Origin of the sequence: Noviherbaspirillum pedocola (genome assembly GCF_016632335.1) — a bacterium.
GTDB lineage: Bacteria > Pseudomonadota > Gammaproteobacteria > Burkholderiales > Burkholderiaceae_D > Noviherbaspirillum_A > Noviherbaspirillum_A pedocola.
The window spans coordinates 1-25,002 of record NZ_JAEPBG010000013.1 but is presented as its reverse complement, the minus strand read 5'-3'; the positions used below and the strand labels follow the sequence as shown (position 1 = coordinate 25,002).

Annotated in this window: 18 protein-coding genes; 8 read left to right on the top strand and 10 right to left on the bottom strand. The window is 64.9% G+C overall.

Translation table 11 applies throughout. The annotated features are described in order from the left end of the window. Positions 1 to 73 precede the first annotated feature (73 nt). A complete protein-coding gene (locus JJB74_RS23405) occupies positions 74 to 892 on the top strand; it encodes a class I SAM-dependent methyltransferase (protein ID WP_200595991.1) in 819 nt (272 codons plus the stop codon). Positions 893 to 918: 26 nt separating this feature from the next. On the opposite strand, the gene JJB74_RS23400 is transcribed toward JJB74_RS23405, so the two are convergent. Genes JJB74_RS23400 through JJB74_RS23390 form a run of 3 tightly spaced genes read right to left on the bottom strand, consistent with a single transcriptional unit; the run spans position 919 to position 2,350 of the window. Next, positions 919 to 1,566, bottom strand: coding sequence for a cytochrome b/b6 domain-containing protein (locus JJB74_RS23400; RefSeq protein ID WP_200595989.1), 648 nt, complete (start codon positions 1,564 to 1,566; stop codon positions 919 to 921). Between the two features lie 44 nt (positions 1,567 to 1,610). Next, the gene (locus JJB74_RS23395; protein ID WP_200595987.1) at positions 1,611 to 2,063 is read right to left on the bottom strand and encodes a c-type cytochrome; all 453 of its coding nucleotides are present in this window, start codon (positions 2,061 to 2,063) and stop codon (positions 1,611 to 1,613) included. 20 nt (positions 2,064 to 2,083) lie between these two features. Beyond that, positions 2,084 to 2,350 carry a hypothetical protein gene (locus tag JJB74_RS23390; RefSeq protein ID WP_200595985.1) on the bottom strand — a complete coding sequence of 89 codons (267 nt, stop codon included), beginning with the start codon at positions 2,348 to 2,350 and terminating at the stop codon, positions 2,084 to 2,086. 75 nt (positions 2,351 to 2,425) lie between these two features. Here JJB74_RS23390 and JJB74_RS23385 point away from each other — a divergent pair, with 75 nt between their 5' ends. After that, positions 2,426 to 4,540 carry a right-handed parallel beta-helix repeat-containing protein gene (locus tag JJB74_RS23385; RefSeq protein WP_200595983.1) on the top strand — a complete coding sequence of 705 codons (2,115 nt, stop codon included), beginning with the start codon at positions 2,426 to 2,428 and terminating at the stop codon, positions 4,538 to 4,540. A gap of 180 nt (positions 4,541 to 4,720) precedes the next feature. Beyond that, on the top strand, positions 4,721 to 4,870 hold the full coding sequence (locus JJB74_RS23380; RefSeq protein ID WP_200595981.1) for a hypothetical protein: 150 nt from the start codon (positions 4,721 to 4,723) through the stop codon (positions 4,868 to 4,870). Between the two features lie 104 nt (positions 4,871 to 4,974). Here JJB74_RS23380 and JJB74_RS23375 read toward each other — a convergent pair whose 3' ends face one another. Both JJB74_RS23375 and JJB74_RS23370 read right to left on the bottom strand, forming a co-directional pair. Further along, positions 4,975 to 5,403: an organic hydroperoxide resistance protein gene (locus tag JJB74_RS23375; RefSeq protein ID WP_200595980.1), complete on the bottom strand. Its 429-nt coding sequence runs from the start codon at positions 5,401 to 5,403 to the stop codon at positions 4,975 to 4,977. 57 nt (positions 5,404 to 5,460) lie between these two features. Further along, positions 5,461 to 6,549, bottom strand: coding sequence for an alkene reductase (locus JJB74_RS23370; protein ID WP_200595978.1), 1,089 nt, complete (start codon positions 6,547 to 6,549; stop codon positions 5,461 to 5,463). A 543-nt stretch (positions 6,550 to 7,092) separates the two neighbouring features. Between JJB74_RS23370 and JJB74_RS23365 the strand changes: the two genes are divergently transcribed. Both JJB74_RS23365 and JJB74_RS23360 read left to right on the top strand, forming a co-directional pair. Next, on the top strand, positions 7,093 to 8,805 hold the full coding sequence (locus JJB74_RS23365; RefSeq protein WP_200595976.1) for a Na/Pi cotransporter family protein: 1,713 nt from the start codon (positions 7,093 to 7,095) through the stop codon (positions 8,803 to 8,805). Positions 8,806 to 9,124: 319 nt separating this feature from the next. Next, on the top strand, positions 9,125 to 12,142 hold the full coding sequence (locus JJB74_RS23360; RefSeq protein ID WP_200595974.1) for a PAS domain S-box protein: 3,018 nt from the start codon (positions 9,125 to 9,127) through the stop codon (positions 12,140 to 12,142). Positions 12,143 to 12,168: 26 nt separating this feature from the next. Here JJB74_RS23360 and gnd read toward each other — a convergent pair whose 3' ends face one another. Both gnd and JJB74_RS23350 read right to left on the bottom strand, forming a co-directional pair. Next, entirely contained in the window at positions 12,169 to 13,146 is a 978-nt protein-coding gene (gene gnd / locus JJB74_RS23355; protein ID WP_200595972.1) for a phosphogluconate dehydrogenase (NAD(+)-dependent, decarboxylating), read from the bottom strand. Positions 13,147 to 13,374: 228 nt separating this feature from the next. Next, a complete protein-coding gene (locus tag JJB74_RS23350) occupies positions 13,375 to 14,808 on the bottom strand; it encodes a cytochrome P450 (RefSeq protein WP_200595970.1) in 1,434 nt (477 codons plus the stop codon). Positions 14,809 to 15,037: 229 nt separating this feature from the next. Here JJB74_RS23350 and JJB74_RS23345 point away from each other — a divergent pair, with 229 nt between their 5' ends. Further along, positions 15,038 to 16,204, top strand: a complete 1,167-nt coding sequence (locus JJB74_RS23345; protein ID WP_200595969.1) for a GGDEF domain-containing protein — start codon at positions 15,038 to 15,040, stop codon at positions 16,202 to 16,204. 11 nt (positions 16,205 to 16,215) lie between these two features. Here JJB74_RS23345 and JJB74_RS23340 read toward each other — a convergent pair whose 3' ends face one another. Continuing rightward, positions 16,216 to 17,991, bottom strand: coding sequence for a histidine kinase famiy protein (locus tag JJB74_RS23340; protein WP_200595967.1), 1,776 nt, complete (start codon positions 17,989 to 17,991; stop codon positions 16,216 to 16,218). Between the two features lie 138 nt (positions 17,992 to 18,129). Further along, positions 18,130 to 18,480 carry a hypothetical protein gene (locus JJB74_RS23335; protein ID WP_200595965.1) on the bottom strand — a complete coding sequence of 117 codons (351 nt, stop codon included), beginning with the start codon at positions 18,478 to 18,480 and terminating at the stop codon, positions 18,130 to 18,132. Between the two features lie 468 nt (positions 18,481 to 18,948). On the opposite strand from JJB74_RS23335, the gene JJB74_RS23330 reads away from it, so the two are divergent. Together JJB74_RS23330 and JJB74_RS23325 are read left to right on the top strand one after the other, a co-directional pair. Further along, positions 18,949 to 20,697, top strand: coding sequence for an autotransporter assembly complex protein TamA (locus tag JJB74_RS23330; RefSeq protein WP_200596169.1), 1,749 nt, complete (start codon positions 18,949 to 18,951; stop codon positions 20,695 to 20,697). 12 nt (positions 20,698 to 20,709) lie between these two features. Next, on the top strand, positions 20,710 to 24,699 hold the full coding sequence (locus JJB74_RS23325; RefSeq protein ID WP_200595963.1) for a translocation/assembly module TamB domain-containing protein: 3,990 nt from the start codon (positions 20,710 to 20,712) through the stop codon (positions 24,697 to 24,699). 78 nt (positions 24,700 to 24,777) lie between these two features. On the opposite strand, the gene JJB74_RS33415 is transcribed toward JJB74_RS23325, so the two are convergent. Beyond that, on the bottom strand, positions 24,778 to 25,002 hold a 225-nt coding region (locus JJB74_RS33415), incomplete at its 5' end, for a hypothetical protein (protein ID WP_234484791.1).

Sequence of the window (25,002 nt, the reverse complement as noted above, 5' to 3'; positions counted from 1 at the left end):
ATACGGTCGCGCCGGCGCACCCTGCGCGAGTGCCCCGCGCCCTTGCGCCGGCCACTGCGCAAAGGAGTGCGCCATGGATGCTCCAGATACCGACAAGCGTTTCGCCGGTTCGATTCCGCTGCTGTATGAGAACTACCTGGTGCCGCTGATCTTCGAGCCCTATGCCGAAGATCTTGCGCGGCGACTCGAAGGCCGGCCACTGGCCCGTGTTCTGGAAATCGCGGCCGGCACCGGAGTCGTCACGCGCAGGCTCGCTGCGCAATTGCCTGCGAGCGTGGAGATCGTCGCCACGGATCTGAATGAAGCGATGCTCGCCCAGGCACGCGCCTCGGGCAGCGCGCGGCCCGTCACATGGCGCCAGGCCGACGCCATGTCGCTGCCTTTCGCGGATGCGAGCTTCGATGCCGTGGTGTGCCAGTTCGGTCTCATGTTCTTTCCCGACAAAGCGCGAGCGCTGGCCGAGGCGCGCCGGGTGCTCGCGCCGGGCGGCATGCTGGCATTCAATGTCTGGGATCGCATCGAGGAAAACGGGTTCGCCGCCACGGTGACGACGGCGCTGGAGGCGGTCTTTCCAACGGACCCGCCGCGCTTTCTGGCGCGCACGCCGCATGGCTATCACGCGATCCCGGCAGTGATGCGGGATATCGAGGCCGCAGGCTTTGCCGCAGCGGCGCAGTGCGACACCGTCGCAGCAGTCAGCCGCGCGCCGTCAGCGCGCGTGCCTGCGATTGCCTATTGCCAGGGTACGCCGTTGCGCAACGAGATCGAATCCCGCGGCGGAGCCACGCTGCAGGAAGCAAGCGACATCGCCGAAGCGGCCATCGCGCGCATTTATGGCAATGGCGCAGTGGCAGGCAAGATCCAGGCGCATGTCTTCGTCGTCGCGCGCTGAACGCAGGCCTGGGGACGAAACCGTCCTCAGCGACGCACCAGAAACGCGACCAGACCGCAAACGCAGGCAAAAACGAACAGCGCCAGCGCGCGCTGGCGCCAGGAATCGTCGACGGCTTCGCCGTCCAGCTGCGCACGTCCGAGGCCGGTGATCATCGGCGCGACGAGATTGTTCTTCCTGACGATCCAGTAGTACAGGATCGCCGCCACATGCAGGCCGATCAGCACATACAGCGCGGTTGCGCCGATGTCCTTGTGCAGCCAGGTGACGGTATCCGAAGTCTCCTTGGGGATGAAGCGGGCGAGCGGACCTTCGCTGGCGATGTCGTCATTGGCAAACAGCCCTGCCGATACCTGCAACAGCAGCAGCGCGAGCATTGCCAGCACTGACCAGGCGCCGAGCGGATTGTGGCCGTTGCGCTGCCATTGCCCTTTGAGGTAAGCGCGGATTGCGCCGGGACCGCGCACGAAATGCCCGAAGCGCGCGGTCGCGCCGCCGATGAATCCCCAGACCAGGCGAAACAGCAGCAGCGCAAGCACGCCGTAACCGGCAAGGAAATGCGTTTCCATCGCGTTGCCGCCGATCTGGCCGGTGACGATCAGCAAGATGACCAGCGCCGCAAGCGCCCAGTGAAACAGGCGCAGCGGCAGATCCCAGATGCGGATGTGGTTCATGAGATTTCCGGAGAGCGCCGCCAAATGCGGACGGCGCAATGCGATTACTTGTTGCGGAAGTTGTCGTGGCAGGCCTTGCAGGTCTGCGCGGTGGCGCCGAAGGAGGCCTTGATCGCGGCTAGATCGCCCGAGCGCGCGGCGGCGCTGAGCTTCACGGTTTCCGCCTGCATCTTCTCGGCGCCGGCCTTGAACTTGTCGGCCTCACTCCAGACTTCCGGTTTGGCCTTGGAAGCGGGCGTGGCGGAATTCGGCGTGAATGCATGCCAGGGCAGCTTGGCCAGGGTTTCGATGACGGCGGCATCCTGCTCCACCGACAGCTTGTCGTAGGGCTTCTCGCCCTTGACCACGGCGCCGATGCTCGCAAAATGCGCGCCCATGACGGTAAAGGCGCCCTGGCGATACTTGACCGCGGCATCCGCGTTCTGGAATTGAGCGTAAGAAGACAACGGCGCAGCAATGGCGACAGCGGCAAATGCCGTGGCGATGGCGAATTTCATCGGTTTCCCTTTGGTGTTTGTTAGGACGGGTTCAGAACAACGGCATGAAGGTTGCGGCGGGAGCGATGATAAGGGTGCCGTTTCATCAACGCAATAACTACTGGCAGTGCGGCATGAAAGCTTGCGCCGCGTAGTCCCATGAGCACTGCCCCTGCGCGGCATCCGCCTTGCGACCGGCACGACCGGAAGAACAACGTCTGGAGGGCCAGGTCTTCTGGCAATTTACCGCTGATCCTCAATTCTTTACCGTTCGTCGGCGACTCGATGTCGGGGATTTTAATTTCCATGTGGAAATTAAGCCGGGTGCTATGCTGTGCATTAATTTCCACAAGGAAATTTAATCCCGACTCCAAGACATCAGAATGTTCCGCACTCGTAAATCTTCCCTGACGCTGGGCAGCCTGCTCGCCGCCTTTTTCGTCCTTGCCGCCCCATCCGTTGAAGCCCGTATCCTGTCGGTCGGCCCCGGCAAGACTTTCTCGGTTCCCTGCCACGCCTTCACCGCTTCCGTCGATGGCGACACCGTGGAAATCGATGCCGCCGGCACTTATTCCGGCGATACCTGCACGCTCTACTCCAGCAACCTGATCATCCGCGGTGTGAATGGGCGGCCGAAGATCGACGCGGCCGGACGCTATTCACAGGGCAAGGGTACCTGGGTGGTGGCGGGCAACAACGTCACGATTGAAAACGTCGAAATGATGGGCGCCGCGGTGCCTGACCGTAACGGCGCGGCGGTACGGCTCGACGGTCGCGACCTGACCCTGCGCAAGGTCTATTTCCACCACAACGAAAATGGCCTGCTGACCGCCAACGACTACGTCACCAACCTCGTCATCGAGAATTCCGAGTTCGCCTTCAACGGCGATGGCAGCGGCTACAGCCATAACCTGTATGTCGGCCACGTCAACAGTCTCGTGTTTCGGGGCAATTATTCGCACGATGCCAATGTCGGCCATGACCTGAAGACCCGCGCGCAGACCAACACCATCGCCTACAACCGCTTTTCCAGCACCGAAGGCGGCCGGCCCAGCTACGAGATCGATATCCCGAACGCCGGCACGTCCTACGTGATCGGCAACATCATCCAGCAGCCGGCGGGCAATTCGAACCCGAACATCCTGGCCTATGGCGAAGAAGGCGCGTCCAACAATGGACAGGACCTGTACGTCGTCAACAACACCTTCCTGAACGACGACAGCTCGAACGGCGCCTTCATCATGGTCGGCGGCAGCGTTTCCACGCCGGCCCTGGTGCAGAACAACATCTTCGCCGGCACCGGCAACGCCATCTCGCAATGGAATGCGATCGACCGCAACAATTACCGCGGCACCTCGCCGGCCTTCGTTGACCGCAACGGCTGGGACCTGCGTCCGACCGCCGGTTCGCCGCTGGCCAACGCCGGCGCCGCCGCCGACAATGCGCCATCCGGCGTGTCGCTGGTGGCATCGCTGCAGTACGCACACATCGCCGGCACCGCTTCGCGTCCGAACGATGGCGCCATCGATATCGGCGCCTACGAAGCGGCCACGGCGACGAGTACGCAAAACCCCGATTCGACGTCGTCGAATCCGGTGAGCACCACCTCGCCGTTCACAAGCACCGCACCGGTGACGAGTTCGCCGACTGACACCAGCACCAACTGGGTGCCGTGCGCCAATGAATGGGGCGTGTGCAATTTCTCCGGCACGCGACAGGTGCGCTTCGGCGTCAATGGCCAGTATGTCTACAAGACTGTGACCGGCCCGGTGTCCTGCACCAATGATGTATTCGGCGACCCGGCCGTGGGCTATGCGAAGAACTGCGCGTATGCCGTTGTGACATCTTCGCTGTCCTCGGAAACGCCGACGGCCAACGCCAACTGGACCTTCTGCGCCAATGAATGGGCTTCCTGCAATTTCACCGGCTCGGCCCAGGTACGCTTCGGCGCCAACGGCCAGTATGTGTACAAGACCGTGACCGGCCCGGTGTCCTGCACCAATGATGTGTTCGGCGATCCGGCTGTCGGCGTGGCGAAGAATTGCTCCTACGCCCCGGTCCAATCCACGGTCTCCTGGACCGGATGCGCCAGCGAAAGCGGCATCTGCAGCTTCTCGGGCGCTATGCGGGTGCGCTACGGCGCCAACGGCAGCTATGTCTACCAGGTTGCCACCGGCTCCATCGGCTGCAACAACGCTATCTTCGGCGACCCGGTCTATGGCATCGCCAAGTCCTGCGACTATGCGCCGCTGGACTCGGTCACCAATACCAGCCTTGACGCCACCATGCCGGCAATCACGGTCACGCCGAGCGTGACCTGGGCGGATTGCTCGGCGCAGTGGAGCTTCTGCGGCTTCTCGGGCACGCGCCAGGTGCGCTATGGCGTGCCGGGCAAGTATGTCTACAAGAGCTTCAGCAACGGCGTAGCTTGCACCAACGACATGTTCGGCGACCCGGCAGTGGGCGACACCACCAAGTCCTGCGCCTACGCGATGTAGTCGCTTCGAGCAAAATGCGGGCGCGGCGGGTTCGGGGATCCGCCGCGCCTTTTTCATAATGCGAACCAACCATTCACATCATGAATGGTGCGTATCGGAAATGGAAATTGGTCACCGTGCGGTCAACGCCCTAAGATTCATGCATCGATCATCCACGATCATTCATTCAAGGCAGATGACATGAACACTTCCACCACTCAGCAGTTCACCCCGGCCTACGGCGTTGCCAGCGAAGAGAAGAAGTCGATCTGGCGCCGTATCTTCGATGCATGGGTCCGTTCCCACGAAGCTCGCCTCGGCCCGAACGGCATTCCCTTCCTCGATCTGTAATCCGGTTCGCCTGCATCGCTGCACGAATACCGCGGCCTCATCAAACGCAAAGCCCTGCGTCTCATGCGAGACGCAGGGCTTTGTAGCTTGTGGACCGGCCGTGCTCAGGCGTTATTCACATGCAACCGCACATCGATGTTGTTGCGCGTCGCATTCGAATACGGGCACACGATGTGCGCCTTGTTCACCAGTTCCTGCAGCTGCGACTGGTCCATGCCAGGCGCGCGGATGGTGAGATCGACCTCGATGCCGAAACCGGTCGGAATCGCGCCGATGCCGACTTCGCCGGTGACGGTCAACTCCTTCGGCAACTGCACCTTCTGCTGGCCGGCGACATATTTCAGCGCGCCGAGAAAACAGGCCGAATAACCGGCCGCGAACAGCTGCTCCGGGTTGGTGCCGCCGCCACTACCTCCCATTTCCTTCGGCGTAGTCAGCTTCAGATCGAGCACGCCGTCCGAACTCCTGGATGTTCCTTCGCGCCCGCCGGAAGACTCGGCCTTGGCCCGATACAGGACTTTTTCAATACTCATTGCTTTCTCCTGGTGGATGCAGCGAGGCTTCCCCGCCGCGATGCTGCCGCACGCCCGCTATAACATGGGGTAATCGATGTAGCCATGCGCATCGCCGCCATAGAAGGTCTGCGGATCGGGCTTGTTCAGCGGCGCATTCCTGCGGAAGCGTTCCGGCAGATCCGGGTTGGCGATGAACAGCTGGCCGAAGGCGACCAAATCGGCCAGTCCTTCGGCCAGCACCGCATTGGCGCGTTCCTTGGTATAGCCCCCGGCGACGATCAGCGTGCCCGGATACATGGGCCGGAAGGTGCGCGCCGACAGATCCGGCTGCGCATGCTCGCCCTGCTGCGGCGTTGGCTCGATCAGGTGCAGGTACGCCAGCTTCTGCTGCGCCAGCCGCTTGATCACATGGCTGAAGGTGGACAGCGGATCGCTGTCGAACATGTCGTTGAAGCTGCCGCCCGGCGACAGTCTCACGCCGACGCGATCGCTGCCCCAGACGCCGCAGACCGCTTCCAGCGTTTCGAACAGCAATCGCTCGCGGTTCGACACGCTGCCGCCGTACGCATCCTGGCGCTGATTGGTGCCGTCCTCGAGAAACTGGTCGAGCAGATAACCGTTGGCGCCATGCACTTCCACGCCGTCGAAGCCGGCCAGCCGGGCGAACTCGGCGGCCTGGCGGAACTCATCGACGATGCCGGGAAGCTCTTCGGTATTGAGCGCGCGCGGCGTCGGTATCGGCTGCAGGCCTTCGCTGGTATAGGTCTGCACGCCACGCGGCGCAATTGCCGATGGCGCCACCGGCAGCTCGCCGTTGCGAAACACCGGATGCGAAATGCGGCCCACATGCCAGAGCTGCACGAAGATCAGGCCGTTCTGCGCATGCACCGCGTCAGTGACTTCCTTCCAGGCACGCGCCTGCGCCTCGTTATGCAGCCCAGGCGTGCTGATGTAACCCTGTCCGCCCGCGCCCGCCTGCGTGGCTTCGGTAACGATCAGGCCGGCGCCGGCGCGCTGGCTGTAATAGGTCGCCGCCATCGCCGACGGCAGATTGCCTTCGCGCGCGCGGCTGCGCGTCAATGGCGCCATCACCATACGGTTCTTCAGCTCCAGGTGTCCGAGCCGGTACGGCGAAAGTATGTCGTTGTTTGCTGCCAATTCCATGCGCTTTCTCCATGTGGTACCGCAGCAGTGACACCTGCCCTCAGGAGCCGCGGAATATGCGATGGACTGCGCCCGGCCCGAAGGGTTCCGAACGCGCCGCCACGGAAAAGCCTGTCATTCCGACGTCACGCGCCTGCCCTACCGTCCGCATTTCCTGCCAACAGTCATCGGAGAACGGGATACAGGCGCTCCACATCGATGCACGCACGGTTGGTTCGCTTCATGGTGACGCAGGGTGCGCAGCTTCAGACCGATGTCCCTCGCGAGTTTGTCGATGTCCATGTTCCCCGTATAAGTGAAGAAGCTTGAAGCCCGGCATCAAGCCAGGATAGGACGCACAAGCACATTGCGCCGACCGCTCCAGAAAACAGCACATTCGCCCCACTTCGGCGCGCCGATTGGCGTTGCCGCATAAGAAGGCGAATCTTATTTGTCGCTGGCGCAGTATCTGCTTATAGTTTTTGCAAGAGGCCGCATGGCCGTTGCGTCATCAAACGCGGCGACGGCGCGGCGCCATATCGACGCAAGAGGAGGTAGGAACGGATGGGAGCCTCGGTGTTGCTGGACTTGCTGGGCGGGGTATCGCTGCTGCTGTGGGGATTGCACATGGTACAGAGCGGCATCCTGCGCGCCTTCGGCCCCCGCATCAAGGACTGGCTCGGCCGCTTGCTCAGGCGGCGACTGAACGCGCTTGCCGCCGGCATCGGCGTCACCCTCTTCCTGCAGAGCAGCACCGCCACGGCGCTGATGCTGTCCTCGTTCTCGGCGAACGGCTTTGTCGAGCTGGCGCCGGCGATCGCCGTCATGCTCGGCGCCAATATCGGCAGCACGCTCACGGTGCAGCTGCTCTCCTTCGATTCCTCATTCGCCGCGCCGCTGCTGCTGTTTGCCGGCGTGATCGCCTTCAAGCGCGGGCAGCGCACCATCACCCGCGACCTCGGCCGCGTCGCCATCGGCCTGGGGCTGATGCTGCTGTCGCTGCATATCCTGCTGTCCAGCCTCGCGCCCGCGGACAACGTGCCGGCGATGCGCGAGATCCTGCGCTTTCTCACGCGCGAGCCGGTATTGACGCTGGCGCTCGGCGCCGCGCTGGCCTGGGTTGCGCATTCGAGCGTGACCACGGTGCTCCTGGCAATGTCGCTGGCCTATTCGAACTTCATCACGCTGGAAGCAGCGATGGCGCTGGTGCTTGGCGCCAATCTCGGCAGCGCCATCAATCCCTTGCTGGAAGGCGCGAGCGGCGGCAATCCGGCGCATCGGCGCCTGCCGGTGGCCAATGTGATTACCCGCCTCGTCGGCTGCATGCTGTTCCTGCCGCTGATACCGGCGCTGGCGCAATGGCTGTCCGACATCGCGCCCAACTACGGCACGGTGCGCCTGGTCGCTGATTTCCATACCGGCTTCAATGTGGCGCTGGCCCTGCTGTTCCTGCTGCCGCTGCGTCCCTTTGCCGCGCTGCTCGAACGCGTGCTGCCGGATGTGAAGCAGGGCAATGATCCGGGCACGCCGCTCTATCTCGACGAAAGCGTGATCGACATGCCGGCCATTGCGCTGGCCTGCGCCGCGCGGGAAACCCTGCACATGGGCGACATCATCGAAACCATGCTGCGCCAAGGCATGCAGGCGCTGCTGGCCAATGACCGCAAGCTCGCTGCCGAGGTATCGCGGCTGGACAATGCGGCCGACCGGCTGCATGAAGCGATCAAGCTGTACCTGGTCAAGCTCACCCGCGGCAGCCTGGAGGAATCCGAGGGTCGACGAGCGATGGAGATCATGGCCTTCTCGGTGAACCTCGAGCATATCGGCGACATCATCGACAGGAACCTGATGGAGCTCGCCAACAAGAAGATCAAGCGCCATCTGCAGTTCTCCATCGAAGGCCGCGCCGAACTGGAAGAACTGCATCGCCTCACGATCGACAACCTGAAGGTTGCCTTCAGCATCTTTCTGTCCGGCGATGTGCGCCTGGCCCGGCAACTGCTGCAGGAAAAGACCCGCATCCGCGAACTCGAAATGACCGCTGCCGAAAGCCACATCGCGCGGCTGCGCGAGGGGCGGCAGCAGAGCATCGAGACCAGCTCGCTGCACCTGGATGTGCTGCGCGATCTCAAACGCATCCACTCGCACATCTGCGCGTCGGCCTATCCGGCGCTGGACGCCGCCGGCGAGCTCAATCCGAGCCGGCTCAAGGAACGCCTGGAAGCGAAGGTTCGTGAAGAAGATGGCTTCCAGGGCAAGCTGTACCACGCGCCTTGAGCGGCGTTGAGCGGCCTTGCGCGGCCCTGATCGGTCCTGGACACATGCCGGCGCGACCGCACGATTGCGCGACGGCAGGCGCGTAGCGCATGCATTGCCCCGGCGCAAGCGCAGCCCCGGTCGGGAAACTGAGCTACCAGCTTGCGCTTCGAATGCTGCACGTCAATGCCTGCGCACCGGTTTTTGTTAATGTCGCCAGGCTAAGGACCTCACATTCGGGCCGTGCGGCAGCCTGCTTGCAGTTTCAGGCAGCGGATAGCGGGCTACATGCCGCTCGCGCCCCTATTTCCCCAGGATTTGCATGCAATCGTTGAGAGACATGCCAGCCCAGCAACGGCTGCGCCTGTTCGTAGAACAAGCCAAGGATTACGGCATCATCATCCTCGACGAAGCCGGCATGATCCTCGACTGGTCGGTTGGCGCACTGCAGCTGACCGGCTGGACTGCCGAGGAAGCCATCGGCCAGCCGGGCGCGATCATCTTCACCCCGGAAGACCAGGCCGCGCGCATGCCGGAACGCGAATTGGAGACGGCCCGGCGCGAGGGCCAGGCACCGGATGTGCGCTGGCATCTGCGCAAGGACGGCAGCCGCTTCTTCGTCGACGGCACTACCTTCGCCGTGTACAACGACACCGGCCTGGCGATCGGTTTCGGCAAGATCCTCATCGACATCACGCAGCGCAAGCGACTGGCCGAGGAATCCGAATGGCAGGCCAGCCTGCTGGAGCTGTCCCATGACGCCGTGATTGCCTGGGATTACGCCAGCGGCGGCATCGTCTACTGGAACCGCGCGGCCGAGGCGCTTTACGGTTATGCGGCGAGCGAGGCGATCGGGCATTCCTGCTCCGGGCTGCTGAAAGCGCGGTTCCCGGAGAGTCATGAAGCCTGCCGCGCCGCGCTGTCGCGCCATGGGGAATGGCAGGGCCTGTTGAGCCATGCCACCCGCGCCGGCCGCCGCATCCGGGTCGACAGCCGCATGGTGCTGCGCAGCGACCGCAGCGGGCAGCCCATCGTGCTGGAAGCCAATCGCGACGTCACCGCCGAGCTGCATGCGCAGGAACGCCTGCAGCAGAGCGAGGAACGCTTTCGCTCGCTGGTCACCGCGACTACGCAAATCGTCTGGCTTGCCGGTGCCGACGGCCGCAGCAGCACCGATTCGCCATCGTGGCAGCGCTTTACCGGACAAAGCTGGGAACAGTGCCGTGATTACGGATGGCTAGACGCGCTGCCGGCGGAAGAACGCGCGCGGGTCGCCACGTTGTGGCGGCAATGCATCGCAGAGCGCCGGGTCTATGAAAACGAGCACGAGGTGCGTCGTCATGACGGCCAGTACCGCTGGATGGCGGTGCGCGGCGTGCCCATCGTCGACGCCGACGGCTCGGTACGCGAATGGATAGGCACCGCGACCGACATCACCGAGCGCAAGCGCAACGAACTGGCGCTATACGAAGCGCGCATGCGGCTGGAAGCCACGCTCAACGCCGCTGAGGTCGCCACCTGGATTTACGACATCCCGGCTAACCGCGTCATCGCCGACCGCAACCTTCAGACCCTGTTCGGCGTATCGACCGCAGCAGCGGATGGCGGCGTGCCGCTGGAAGCCTTCACGCGCGCCATTCATCCGGATGATCTGGCCGAAGTGAATCGCCGGCTCGACGAAGCGATCCGCAGCGGCTCCTCTTATGAAGCGGCCTACCGTGTGCGGCGCGCCGACGGCGCATGGCGCCATGTGATTGCCCGCGGCAGGGCCGAATACGCCACTGACGGCCGCGCGTTGCGCCTGCCGGGTGTCGTGCTCGACGTGAGCGAGCAAAGGCGCGTCGAGCAGCGCCTGCGTTCCAGTGAAGAGCGCTTCCGCAGCCTGATCACGTCGATGGACGAAGCGTATTGCACCATCGAGGTCATTGCGGATGACATGGGGCGTCCGCTTGATTACAGGTTCCTGGAGACCAATCCCGCCTTCGAGCTGCAGAGCGGACTCTCCAATGCGCCGGGCAAGACCATCACCGACCTGGTGCCCACCATCGAGCGGCACTGGATCGAGCTGTATGGCCGGGTCGCCGCCACCGGCGAGCCGATACGCACGGTGCAGCATGCCGCTTCGATGGGCCGCTGGTTCGACGTCTACGCCACCCGCCTTGGCGGCAGCGACAGCCGCAGCGTTGCCCTGCTGTTCAAGGACATCACCGCGCAAAAGCGCGCGCAGGATGCGCTGCGCCAGCTTGCCGCCGACCTGTCGCGCGCCAATCACCGGCAAAGCGAATTCCTGGCCACGCTCGCACACGAACTGCGCAATCCGCTGGCGCCGATCCGCACCGGCCTGGATCTGATGGCGGTCAGCGAAGGCAAGCCGGAAACCATCGTCCGCATGCGCGACATGATCGGCCGCCAGGTTGACCACCTGGTGCACCTGGTCGACGACCTGCTCGATGTCGCGCGCATCAGCAGCGGAAAGATCCAGCTCAGGAAAGCGCCAGTGCAGATCGCGGAGATCATCGCGCATGCGGCCGAAGCCAGCATGCCCGTCATCGAAGCCAAGCATCATGCGCTCGTCGTTGACGTTCCCGACGAAGCGCTGTGGCTGAACGCCGACCAGAACCGCATCGTGCAGGTAATCAGCAACCTGTTGACGAATGCAGCGAAATACACGCCCGACGGCGGCCATATTGCGCTCACGGTGCGGCAAGAGGAGCAGGAAGCAGTCATCTCGGTGAGCGACAACGGCATGGGTATTCCACCCAGCGATCTTGGCACGCTCTTCGAAATCTTTACCCAGGTCGGACGCAACATGCATCAGGCACAGGGCGGGCTCGGTATCGGGCTCTCCCTGGTGCGGCAGCTCACCGAAAAGCATGGCGGCAGCGTCTCGGCCGCAAGCGCCGGGCCGGGCCAGGGCAGCGTATTCACAGTGCGGCTGCCGCTGGCGCCGGGCGGCCATATCGATACGCAGCCAAGGCACGATGCCTATCCCGCTCAGGAACGACAGATGCGCATCCTTCTGGCCGACGATAATCGCGATGCCGCGGCCACCATCGCTGAGTTGCTGCGCGCGATGGGCCATACCGTAGAAGTGGTGAACGACGGCCAGCAGGCGCTCGGTAGCCTGCAGCGCTTCGATCCCGACATCGCCCTGGTCGATATCGGCATGCCGGTCATGAACGGTTATGAATTTGCCCGCGCCGCGCGGGCATTGCAGCGGGAAGAGAAAACGATACTGGTCGCCTTGACCGGCTGGGGCGATGCCGATGCACGCAAGCGCTCGCGCGAAGCCGGGTTCGACCACCATCTGACCAAGCCGATCGACATCGCCATGCTCAGGAGCCTGCTGAGCGGCTAAGCGGCTGAGCGCAGCGCGGTCGCAACTTACTGCGGTATCTCCACGTGCCCGCCGAAGCCGAAGCGCATCGCCGACAGCAGCCGGTCGGCATAGGTGTGCTGCGACTGCGAGCGAAAGCGCGCGAACAGCGCGGTGGCCAGCACCGGCACCGGCACGCCCTGCTCCACCGCGGCGTCGATGGTCCAGCGGCCTTCGCCGCTGTCGGCAACCGCGCCGCTGAAGCGGTCCAGCTTGACGTCGCCGGCCAGGGCAAGCGCGATCAGGTCCAGCAGCCACGACGATACCACGCTGCCGCGCCGCCAGACCTCGGCGATATCGACGAGATTGAGATCAAAACGGTGGCCGCCGGGCAAGCCTTCCTTGGCCTTGGTGCGCAGGATGTCGAAGCCCTCGGCATAAGCCTGCATCAAACCGTATTCGATGCCGTTGTGCACCATCTTCACGAAGTGACCGGCGCCGACCGGGCCGGCATGGATATAGCCGCGCTCGGCCCTATCGTCCGGCGCATTGCGGCCCCTGGTGCGCTCGATGGCGCCGTAGCCCGGGGACAGCGTCTGGAAGACCGGCTCGAGCCGCTCGAAGATTGCGGCCTCGGCGCCGACCATCATGCAATAGCCGCGCTCCAGGCCCCACACGCCGCCCGAAGTGCCGACGTCGACATAATGAATGCCCTTCTGCGCCAGGCCCTCAGCGCGGCGCACATCGTCCTTGTAGAAGGTGTTGCCGCCGTCGATGATCACATCGTCCGCGGCCAGCAGCGCGCCGAGCACGGCGATGGTTTCCTCGGTCGGGGCGCCGGCCGGCAGCATCACCCACACCACGCGCGGCTGCGGCAGCGCGGCGACCAGGGCTTCCAGGCTTTGCGCGCCGCCGGCGCCCTCGGCAGCCAGGGCCGCGACCGCTTCGGCATTGCGGTCGTAGGCCAGCACGCCGTGCTTGCCGCGCAGCAGACGCCGCACGATGTTGCCGCCCATGCGGCCGAGACCGACGATACCGATCTGCATGACTGTGTCCTTTCAGGATGCGTTGAGAATGAGGTCCGCGACGCGCACGACGATCCCGCGCATCCCGGCCCTGCGGAAATAGGGCAATACTTTTTAGAAGCATGCCGGCGCGGAAGTTCCTGCCCCTTCGGTCTTTTGTTGATGAGGTACATGCCGCGGGCGACGGGCAGTCGATAGCAGGGAGATGGAAAGGGAAAGGCGGCGCATGCGCCGCTGCGTGAAGCGGGTTCAGCGCCGCTGCAGCCGCACCATCAGGTCCACCGGCGCAAGCGTAAACGACAGCCGTTCCCGCACCGCGCCGCCGCCGCCGCGCGCGCCGGCGTCGACGATATCGAAGCCGCGCAGCAGCATCGCCATGAACATCTTCATTTCCTCCAGCGCCAGGTAGCGGCCCGGGCAGATGCGCGGGCCGGCGCCGAAGGGAATCGAGGTTTTGCGCCTGTCGCCGTTCGCGGCGTCGCCGAGCCAGCGACCGGGGTCGAATTCGCCGGCATGCGCGAAGTGACGCTCGTCCAGTGGCGCCACGCGGGTCAGCAGCATCACCGATGCGCCGCGCGGCACGGCGATGTCGCCGATCACGCTGTCGCGCCTGGCTTCGCAGGCGATCACGGGTCCGACCGGTTTCATGCGCATCGCTTCCTGTAGGCAGGCATCGACGATTTCCAGGCCAGCCAGCTGCTCGTGCGATTGCGGTAGCGCGTGCCCGCCGAGGGCGGTGTCGACCTCGGCGCGTGCCGCGTCCAGCCAGCGCGGCGAATGATGCAGCAGCAGGATGAGCCAGGCCAGCGTGTGCGCGGTCGTGTCTTCGCCGGCCAGCAGCATCGTCACCACGTTGCCGGCGAGCTCGGTTTCGGTCAGCGCGCCGGCCTCTTCATCGCGGGCGGCGAGCATCGCTTCGAGCAGGCTCTGCGGCTGCGCGAAGCGCCATGGCTCGGCCGCCATGCGCGCGCGGGCCGCGCGGAGGAAGCCGGACACCGCCTCGGCCACCGCCCGCAGGTCGCGTTCGAGCTGGCGGTCTTCCTTGAAGCGGATCCAGCGCCAGTACGGCACGACCGCGAACAGCCGCTTCTGCAGCATGCGAAAAATATCCTGCAGATGGCGCTGGATGATGGCGCCGTCGTTTTCTATCGTGTTGATGTCGCTGCCAAAAGCCAGGCCGGCGGTGATATCGACGGTGTAGCGCATCAGTTCCGGTTCAAGCTCGAATGGCGCATCCTGTGCCGCCAGCCGCTCCCAGCGTCGCGACAGTCGGCCGGCGGCGGTGGCCAGCGACGGAAAATACGCCTTCACATGCGCGGGATTGAAGGCCGACATGATCAGCGGCCGCTGTCGCCTCCACTGCGCGCCATTGGCCGCGAACAGTCCGCCCGCGCCCATTTCGCGGCATGCCGCTTCGAGACGGCTGGTGCGGGAAAAGCCTTCCGGCCTGTCCTTGAGCACCTGCGCGATATCGTCGGCATTGGCGGTGACGAGGAAGCGGCGCGGACCGAAGGCCACGCGGAAGCGCTCGCCGTACTGGCGGCACCAGTCTTCCAGCTGCGCATGCAGCCGCGGCTGATCAATCTGCAGCGCATTGCCCAGCAGCGGCATGCCGCGCGGTCCGGGGAGGTCGCGTATGGCGCGCAGACGCGCGCGCTCAGCCGGTGCCGGTACGCTGTTCATGTTCGTCTCCTCACTGATCCGCTGCGATGACGCGAAACACTATGCGCGTTGGCGCCTGAACCGGATTGAGGCGGAACAAGCGTCGCCGGCTCGTCGCTCCACCCGAAATGGCTGCGGGAAATGCTATGGAAACTGGTACAATTCTTACCTTATGGCAAGCGCGCGCGAATCATTTCCCCCGCCGCGCGCCTCCGCCTCCGGTCGCAGGGGAAACCTACTGTCGCAGCGCATGGATCCGCATTCCTTCATCCTCATTTCCGCGGCCTTCGGCGTACTGTGCGCCTTCGTATTTCTGGCGCTGCGCTCCGGCTTTCCGCGCGACATTGCCGGCCTGGCGCGCTGGGGCTGGAGCTGCGCGCTGATGGCAGGGGCGGCGCTGCTGTTTGCGCTGCAAGGCAAAGCGCCCATGTTCATTTCCAGCTTCGTGCCGAATCTTGCCGTTGCCGCCGGCGTGGCCGGCCTGCGCGGCAGCGTGCGCCGCTTCGCGGGCAAGACTGCAGGCGACGCCTGGCCGGCGGCGCTCATCATCCTGTGCGCGGCGGGTCTGATCGTCGCAACGCTGGTTTATGAAGATTTCCGCCTGCGCGTGCTGATCATGAGTGGCGCGCTGGCCCTGCTGTTTGCGTCGTCCGCGTTCGAGGTCTGGCGCGTGCCGGCGCGGGCATTCGCCGAGCGCTACACCGCCGCCATCTTCGGCGCCACCGCCGCGATGATGCTGACGCGCTTCGCCGCGGCGCTGGGTTGTGGCGATGCTTCGCGCGCGGCGCTGTGCGCCGATGTGGCTGTGCTGCACATGGTCTACATGGCGACGTTTTCCTTTTCCATCGTCGCGCTCAGCCTGGGCTTTCTGCTGATGGTCAACCGCGCGCTGCAGACGCGGCTGGAATCGCTGGCCAGCCGCGATCAGCTCAGCGGCGCCTATCGCCGCGAAGCCTTTCTCGCCCTGCTGGACCGTGAATTGATAGGGGAGCGCGCCGCGCAGCGGCCCTTGTGCCTGCTGATGATGGACCTCGACAACTTCAAAGCCATCAACGACTGCCACGGTCACCTTGTCGGCGACCGGGTGATCCGCGATTTCTCGGAAAAGGTGAAATCCGTGCTGCGCCGCGACGACCTGGTCGGCCGCTACGGCGGCGAGGAATTCCTGGTGCTGTTTCCCGATACGCCGCCCGATGATGCGCAGGCGATCGCGCAGCGCATTCTGCAGGCGGCGCGGCGAGGCAGTGTCGGGCTTCCCGCCTACACCGTTTCCATCGGCATGGCGATCCTGGAAGGCGGCGGCATCGACGCCGCCGCAGTCATTGATGCTGCGGACGGGGCGCTGTATGCCGCAAAACGCTCGGGCAAGGATCGCCTGGAGCTTGTGCGGCCCGCCGGACTTTCGGTTGCGGCCTGAAGCGGCGGGCGCTAACCCTCGTGACGGAAGTCGCGCACCGGGTTCTTCGACGTCTCGGTCTTGAGCGCAGCGCGTACCCGCTCCGCCAGGTCGTTGAGCCGGAACGGCTTGGGAAGAATATTTAGCGGCCCATCGCCATCCTCAACGCCGGCACGCATGCCGGAAACGCTGGTCAGGTCGTCCATGTAACCCGTTGCGATCAGCACCGGGATATTCGGTTGCAGTTGTCGCACCTTGCGCATCAGCTGCAGGCCGTTCATGCCGCCCGGCATGATGATGTCGGTAAACAGCAGATCGACATTGCCGTAGCGCTCGAGCAGATCCAGCGCTTCCTCGCCGCTGGCCGCCGACAGCACGCGATAGCCTTGCGACTGCAGAAATGTGCCCGACAGCTCGCGGATATCCTGGCTGTCATCGACCAGCAATATCGTCTTGCGCTCCAGGATGGCTTCCACGTTCCATTCCGGGCCGTTGCCGGCACGGTTCTTTTCAATGCGGTCGGCCATGATGTCCAGCGCCGCACGGTCGGCCACCGGAAAAATCATGCGTATGGTGGTTCCCTTGCCAGGGGTGCTGTCGATTTCCAGTTGCCCATGCGACTGCTGCACGAAGCCATGCACCATCGCCAGCCCGAGGCCGGTGCCCGGGCCCTTGGTGGTGAAGAAGGGTTCGGTCGCGCGACGGGCCACTTCCGGCAGCATGCCTTCGCCTTCATCGACGATGCAGATCACCACGTACCTGCCAGGCTGCAGCCCGTGCGCCTCAACGCGATCCCGGTCCTGCAGCAGCGACGTGCCGACAATCACCTTGCCGCCATCGGGCATCGCATCGCGGGCATTGATCAGCACATTGAGCAGCGCCATTTCCAGGTGCGTCGGATCGAGCTCGCACGAGGGGATGCCGGGCTTCAGGTCCAGATGCAGATCGACCCTTTCCCCCAGCGTGCGGATCAGCATTTCGCTGAATTCGATCACCAACGCATTCAGATTCACCCGCTTGGGCTCGAGGCGCTGCTTACGGGCAAAGGTCAGCAATTGCTGCGTCAGTTTGGCGGCCTTGGTAATGGCGGACTGCGCGCGCTCGATGGCCCGGGTTGCGGCTTCGTTGCCATCGCCTATCAATTCTAGTGCCACTTCCTGGTTGCCCGAGGTGACATGCAGCAGATTGTTGAAATCATGCGCGAGGCCGGCAGTCAGCTGACCAATCGCTTCCATCTTCTGTGCCTGCAGATAGGACTGCTCGGACACGCGGCGTCGAGTGATATCGAGCTGAGAAGCGAAGTAATACAGCAGCTTGCCGCCCTGGTCGAAGATGGGGCCGATGAACAGCGCATTCCAGAATGCCTTGCCGCTGGCCTTGTAATTCAGGATATCGACCGCCACCGCACGCTGTTCCTGCAATGCGGCACGGATTTCGTCGACGGTGGCGGGATTGGTGTCCTTGCCCTGCAACATGCGGCAGTTGCGGCCGATGACCTGCTCTTCTTCATACTCGGTCAGGTCGAGAAAGGCGCGGTTGACGAAGACGATCGGATTGTCCGGCTGGTTCGGGTCGGTGACGAGCATCGGCATGCGGGTCATTTCCACCGCGGCGAAGAACACGTTGCCGCGATCGTTCAATCCAGGCTCGCTGATGAAGCTGGTCTGCCAATGCTTCATGCCCGGGTTGCCCATCGGCGAAAAGCTGTTGCCTTCCACTTCGCCGGATGCCGGAATGCCGGCACTTTGGCCATTGCCTTCGTCGTCGAGAGCCTTGTCTTTCGTGTCCTTGCCGCTGCCTATTGCCATAACCGTGGGCCTTCAAATCCTTCGGATGCCTGAACGCGCCATGTGCAGGGCGCATTCTTTATACATTTACAAAAAGCAAAATACTAACCGTTTTCGTAGAAGGCGAATGGCTTTCCACGGCGCGACATGCTGATGCGGTCAAGCTTTCCGTGCGTTTCCGCCCCGGGGTGCCGCGCGGTCCGCGCCGCGATCGACACTGGACACGGCGTCGGCAGGCGTGGTCTGGCCGGACATGTCTTTTTCGTCCGGGAATGGCGCCTGGGCCTCGACGTCTTCCACCTGGCCCGTGGCTTCGGCGATGTCGTCGGGATAGTCGTCATCATTCAGCGAGGTAGCGTTCGGGTCCTGCTGCGTTCCGGCAAGTACGTGCGGGTCGGAGCTGGCACTGGTGCCGTCGATCGGCGCATTGCCCTCGCCGGTGCCATCGGCGAGGCTGGGCTCGGTTGGCGCCGCGCCGCTGCCGCGCGGGGTGCCGTCTTCGCGCGCCATCGGAACGCGGTGTGCTTTGTATAGTGGCCGCATCGTGCTCTCCTTTCATGTCCATGCTGCCCCTGGCAAGGTCGAGGGGCGAATGGAACACAGCATAGGAAAGCGCATGCGTCAGGAACATCGGACAAAGCCCCGATTCGCTGTAGGACGCGTGTGCCATCAAGCGTCCGCTTTGCCGGGCGGGCCTGCCAACCCGTGTTTCAGGAAAGTAGGGCTTCGCCTGCGCTCCGCCCGGCCGCTCGATGATTGCAAGCAAAAACCGGGGAACCGGATTCTGTTTCAATATACTGACCATTCGCAGTTGGCAACAAAGCCACGCAGCCGCGTCACACATGCATGGCTCCTATCCCGCCAATTCATGCGCCGGCAACCGACATCACAACCGGTTGCCACCACATCCCGGGAGATTCATTGAACACACAGCGCTTGCCTCGGCGCCCTGCGCCATTTGCCCGCCTGCGCCGCAGCATGGCGCCGCTAATGGCCATCGTCCTGTTGTGCTGCGCCAACCCGGCGCTGGCGAAATACCGCGTCGAACTGGAGGCACAGGCGCCGCTGAAGAGCTTGCTGTCGGACTTCCTCGACCTGATGCGCTATCGCGATCGCGACGACATCAATGCCGACCAGCTTGAATTCATGGTTGCAACCGCCTCCGAGCAGGTGCGCGACCTGGCCGCCACCGAAGGCTATTTCTCGACGAAAACCGAGGCCACGCTCGAACGCGGCCGCGACACGCCACTGGTGCGTATCCGCGTGGAAAACGGACCGCGCACCATGGTCACGGCCACGCATATCGACGTCACCGGCCCGGCACAGCAAGACGCGCCACGGCAGGCGCAGCGCCTGGTCAACGCCTGGCCGCTGCGCCCGGGCGAACCTTTCCGCCAGGGCGACTGGACCGCCGCCAAGGAAAGCAGCCTGCGTGAACTGAACCGGCACAGCTATGCCGCCGCCAAACTCGCCAACTCGCGCGCCGACATCCATGCCGAGCGCGAAGCCGCCGAACTGTTCGCCACCTATGACAGCGGCCCGGCCTTCACGCTCGGGCCGCTAACGGTTACTGGCACGCGGCGCTATCCCGAGCGCATCGTGGCGAACGTGAACCCGCTGCAGCCGGGCGAACCCTACGACGTCGACCGCCTGCTCGAGCTGCAGCGCGCGATTCTGCGCACGCCCTACTTCAGCAATGTAGTCGTCGATATCGATCACGACCCGGCGCATGCGGAGCTTGCGCCGGTCAATGTGCGCGTCACCGAATACCCGACGCAGCGCCTGCGCGGCGGTGTCGGCTATGCCACTGACACTGGCGCGCGCGTCGAGGGCCGCTACACCCATAACAATGTATTCGGCCGCGCCTGGGTGCTGGATTCGCAACTGCGCATCGAACAGCGTCGCCAGCTCGGCTCGCTCGACCTGGCCATGCCGCCCGACGCCGGTGCCTGGACCAACAGCGGCCACATCTCGAGCGACCGCACCACGCTGGAAGGCATCGACTTGCGCAGCCGCCGCATCGGCGTGCGCCGCGCGCGCAAGACCGAAAAGGATGATTACGCCTACACGCTTGAGTACTACCGCGACCGGCTGGACCAGATCGATGGCACAACGCTGCCTTCCACCATCGTCGCCGAGCCCGGCAGCCATCAGGCGCTGGTGGCCGGCTATGCCCGCACCCATCGCGCCGTGGATGACCTGGTGTTTCCACGCCGCGGCTACGTCGCCTCGTTCGAAGCCGGCGTCGCGGCGCAGGGACTCCTGACCGATCAGAGCTTCTTCCGCTTCTATGGCCGCGGCCGGCGCTATCTGCCCGTGGGCAAGCTGGACCTCGTGATTTTGCGCGGTGAACTCGGCACGGTGATTTCCAAGCCCGGCAATGCATCGATTCCGGCGTCGCTGCTGTTTCGCGCCGGCGGCACCGACTCGGTGCGGGGCTATGCGTACCAAAGCATCGGCAACGAGGTTGACGGCACCGTGTATCCGACCCGTTATCTCGCCACTGCCAGCGCCGAGTATCAGCACTGGTTCACCCGCGACTGGGGCGGCGCGGTGTTCTACGACCTCGGCCTCGCCACCGACAGCTGGAGCCACAAGAATCTCTTTCACGGCGTGGGCGTCGGCGTGCGCTGGCGCAGCCCGGTTGGCCCGGTCAATGCCGACATCGGCTACGGCATCCAGAACCACAATATCCGCCCGCATTTTTCACTCGGCGTGGCTTTCTGAAAGGCGCAAGGCATGGATGACACCACGAACGCGCCCGATAGCGTGCCCAATAACGAGCCAGATAAGCAGCAGCACGCGAAGGCGCCAAAACCGCGCAGGCGCTGGCCGCGGCGCGTTGCCGCCTCGCTGCTGCTGGCACTCATTGCGCTTGTCGCGCTCGGCTATGCGCTCCTGGCCACCGACTGGGGCACCCGCACGCTATGGCGCACGGCCCGGCATTTCGTGCCCGGCCTGTCCGGCGACATCAGCGGCAGCCTGACGCGCGGCCTGAACCTGCGAAACCTGGTCTACGACGCGGCCGGCACGCATATCGCCATCGACCGCATCTCGGGCGCCTGGCATATCGTGCGCGCGCCGCGCGGTCTGGTCATCGAGAATCTCGATGCCGGCACCGTGGACCTGACGCTGCCGCCATCGAAGAACGACAACAGCAAGACGCAACTGCCGCAGCAGATCCGGCTGCCGCTGCGGCTGCAGCTCGATAGCGCCCACATCTCGCGGCTGCGGCTGCATGACGCGGGCAAGACCACCGAGTTCACCGACATCAAGCTCGCCGCCTCCTCCGACACCGTGCATCACCGCGCGCAGGCCAGCGTCGACACGCCCTGGGGCACGGTGGCATCGACGCTGCAGCTCGACGGCAGTGCCCGGCCGTTTCCGCTCACGGGCACGATCAACTATCACGGCGACTGGGACCATGAACGCTACGTCGCCGACGCCAAACTCTCGGGTTCGCTGGAAAACCTCGGCATCGCACTGGACGCCGCCGGCGGCGCGCTTGATGCGCATGCGACGATTGCCGCCACGCCTTTCGCGCCGCTGCCGTTCCGCAGCGCGAAGCTCGCGCTGGACCATCTCGATGTGCGCCGCTTCGCGCCGGCCGCGCCGCAATCCGACCTGCAGATACGCGCCGACCTCGCGCCAGTCGGTAATGCGCCGCCGCAGGACCTGGCGCAATTGAGCGTGGCAGGCCCGCTGACGGTGCGCAACGCGATCCCGGGCCGCATCGATCAGTCGCGCCTGCCGCTGGCCTCGCTTGATGCGCAACTGTCGCTCAATGCCGAGCGCCAGCAACTGTCCGCGCTCGTAGCGAAGCTCGCAGGCGGCGCCACGCTCGAAGGCGAAGGCGAATTGCGCAAGGATGGCAGCGGCAGCGCCGTGCTGCGCGCCCGCGACCTCGATCTGCATGCGATCGATGCCGCAGTGCGGCCGACGCGGCTCAATGGCCCGATCGAGTTGGCAATGGCCAATGGCGAACAGCAGGTCCGCGTCGACCTCAAGGGCGGTCCGCTGGCGCTGGCCGCCGAGGCCAACATCGATGCGCAACAGATCCTGCTCAAGCGGGCACAACTGCGCGCCGGCGACGCGAGGCTCGATGTTTCCGGCAGCCTCGGCCGCGACGAGCGCGCGTCCTATGCCGTCAAGGCCAAGCTCGCCAGCCTGGATCCGGCGCGCTTCCTGGAGACGGTCGCGCCGCCACAGAAGCAGGGCAAGAAGGCGCCGCGCATACCGCGGGCCGATATCAACATGGACCTCGAAGCCGAAGGCGCAATGAAGCCAGAACTCGGCGCGAAGCTGCGTTTCACCATTCATGACAGCAGCTACGAAAACCTGCCGATGAGCGGCGATGGCACGCTGCAATTGCAGGGCAAGGCGATCCCGGCCGCCGATGTGCGCCTGCTCGTTGCCGGCAATCGGGTGAATCTGAACGGTGGCTTTGGCGCGCCGGGCAAAACCCTGGCTTTCGACATCGATGCGCCGGCGCTCGATCGCCTCGGCTTCGGCCTGGCCGGCCTGCTGCGCGCGCAAGGCACTGCCACGGGCAGCATCGAGCGGCCGCAAGTGCAGGCGAACCTGCAGGCCGAGCGCCTGGCCCTGGGCGAACTGGGCGTGGCGCATCTGGCCGGCAAGATCGACATGCGCGGCGTTCCCGGTGAAGACCCGAATGCGCATATCGACGTCGATGTGAATGGCCGCGCGCTGCATGCCGCCAATGTGCTTCTCAATGACTTCAGCGCCCGCATCAATGGCAGCTACGCGCGCCACGACATCGCGCTCGCCGCCAACGGCAAGCTCGCCGGCCAGCCGCTGCAGGCCGTGCTGGCGGCGCAGGGCGCGCTGCGGCAGCAGCCAAACGGCATGGCCTGGGAAGGCAAGCTGTCGAAGCTGGAAAACCGCGGCGTGCCGCAGGCGACATTGCACAGCCCGCTGGCGCTGCTGGCCGAGCCGGGGCATGTGCGCCTGGGCGCAACCCGTCTCGATGTCGAAGGCGCGCGCATCGAGCTGGCCAACGCCGATGTTGCCGTCGACGGTCCGATCCGCTCGAAGGGCAGCCTTGCCAACCTCGACATCGCGCGCATGCTGGCACTGGCGCAGCGCTTTACCGGCAAACCCTTGCCGGTGAAGTCCGACCTGGTGCTGGATGGCGAATGGGACTTCGCCCTCGGCGACTCCGCCAGCGGCGGCTTCGGCATCACCCGGCGCAGCGGCGATGTGCAGCTGCCGGTGGGCAGCGGCACCAGCCCGCTTGGCCTGCAGAGCCTGCAGCTGGCCGGCACGATGGCCGGCAATGCGCTGGCGCTGAACCTCGACGCCGGCACCGCGCGCTACGGCACCGTGCGCGGCGAAGGCCGCATCGGGCTGGTGCCCGGAGCCGGGAGGCTGGATATCAATGACAGCTCTACGCTTTCCGGCCGCGTGGTGGCAACGCTGCCCAAGCTGGCGAACCTGGCCGCCCTGACCGGCCCGCGCATCGCCCTGAACGGCAGCGTGCGGCTGGACTTGAGCGCGGCCGGCACCGTCGGCCAGCCGCTGGTATCGGGTGAAGTCTTTGGCGATGACCTGGCGCTGACGCTGTACGACCAGGGCGTGCGTCTGCACGATGGCATCGCGCGCATCAGCATCCGCGACAACATCGCCGAACTGAAGGAAGTCGTGTTCCACGGCGGCGATGGCACGCTGCGCGCCACCGGCCGTGTGCCGCTGGATGCATCAAGTCCGGACATGGCGGCGACCATCGTCGCCGACCACCTGCAGCTGCTGGCCGATCCGTCGGCGCAGCTCACGGTCTCGGGCCAGGCCAGCGTGGCGAATCTCAATGACCAGCTGCGCGTGAACGGTCGCTTCACTGTCGATCGGGGCCTGTTCAACCTGCCGGAAAAGAGCGCGCCGAAACTGTCCGACGATGTGGTGGTCTACCGTGCCGGCGACAAGCCAGACAAGCCGCCGCCGCGCGGCCAGGAAGGCGCGGGCCAGCGCGCGGCCAGCCCGTTCTCGCCCTACGTCGATGTGCAGGTCGACATGGGCAATGATTTCTGGTTCCGCGGCGCCGGCGCGAATCTGCGGCTGGCCGGCACGCTATCGATACGCAGCGCGCCCAATGAAACCCTGCAGGCCATCGGGACGGTGCGCATCGCCGAGGGCAATTACAAGGCCTTCGGCGCGGAGCTTGCGATCGAGCGCGGCATCATCAACTTCCAGGGATCGCTGACCAACCCGAACATCAATATCCTCGCGATGCGGCGCAACCAGGATGTGGCCGCCGGCGTGCAGGTCACCGGCACGGTCAACGATCCGCGCGTGACCCTGGTATCGGAGCCGAACGTGGCCGACGAGGAGAAGCTGTCATGGCTGGTCTTCGGCCATGGCGGCAGCAGCGCCGGCACCGGCGCCGACACCGCCGCCCGCGGCGCCGCGCTCGGACTGCTCAACAAGCTCGGCGGCGACAAGCTTGCCAAGGGCTTTGGCCTGGACCAGCTGTCCATCGGCACCAGCGAATACGGCGTGGCCGGCGAGCAGGTGGTCAGCCTGGGCAAGAACATCTCGGACCGGCTGGCGATCGGTTACGAGCAGAGCCTGGCTGGCGCCTCCGGCGTGGTACGGCTGACGTGGCGCATCGGGCGCTTCTGGTCGGTGGTGCTGCGCGGCGGGCAGATCGGCGGGCTGGATTTGAATTATTCCCGGCGGTTTGATCAGTTGGGGGATCTGGAGCGGACGCGGTAGGCGCGGAACAAGCTGGGTGCAGTGCCGGCTGCGTTGCGGGGATTGTGCCCCGCCGACGGCCGTATGTCGGTCGGAGGCTTAAGGCAAGGGCTGGGTTTGCAGGCGTTTTGCTTCGGCTTGAGCAGTTGCAGTTGCAGTTGCAGTTGCAGTTGCAGTTGCAGTTGCAGTGCCTTTGTAGTTGCCGTTGCTTTTAATCCCGTTGATCGCGCCGTGGCGCCGGGCCCTGAAGCGGATAAGGTGCGGCGTCTGTCTGAGCGAAGCGCAGCGTAGCGAGTTTAGCCGCACCCGCTTCAGGGTTCGGCG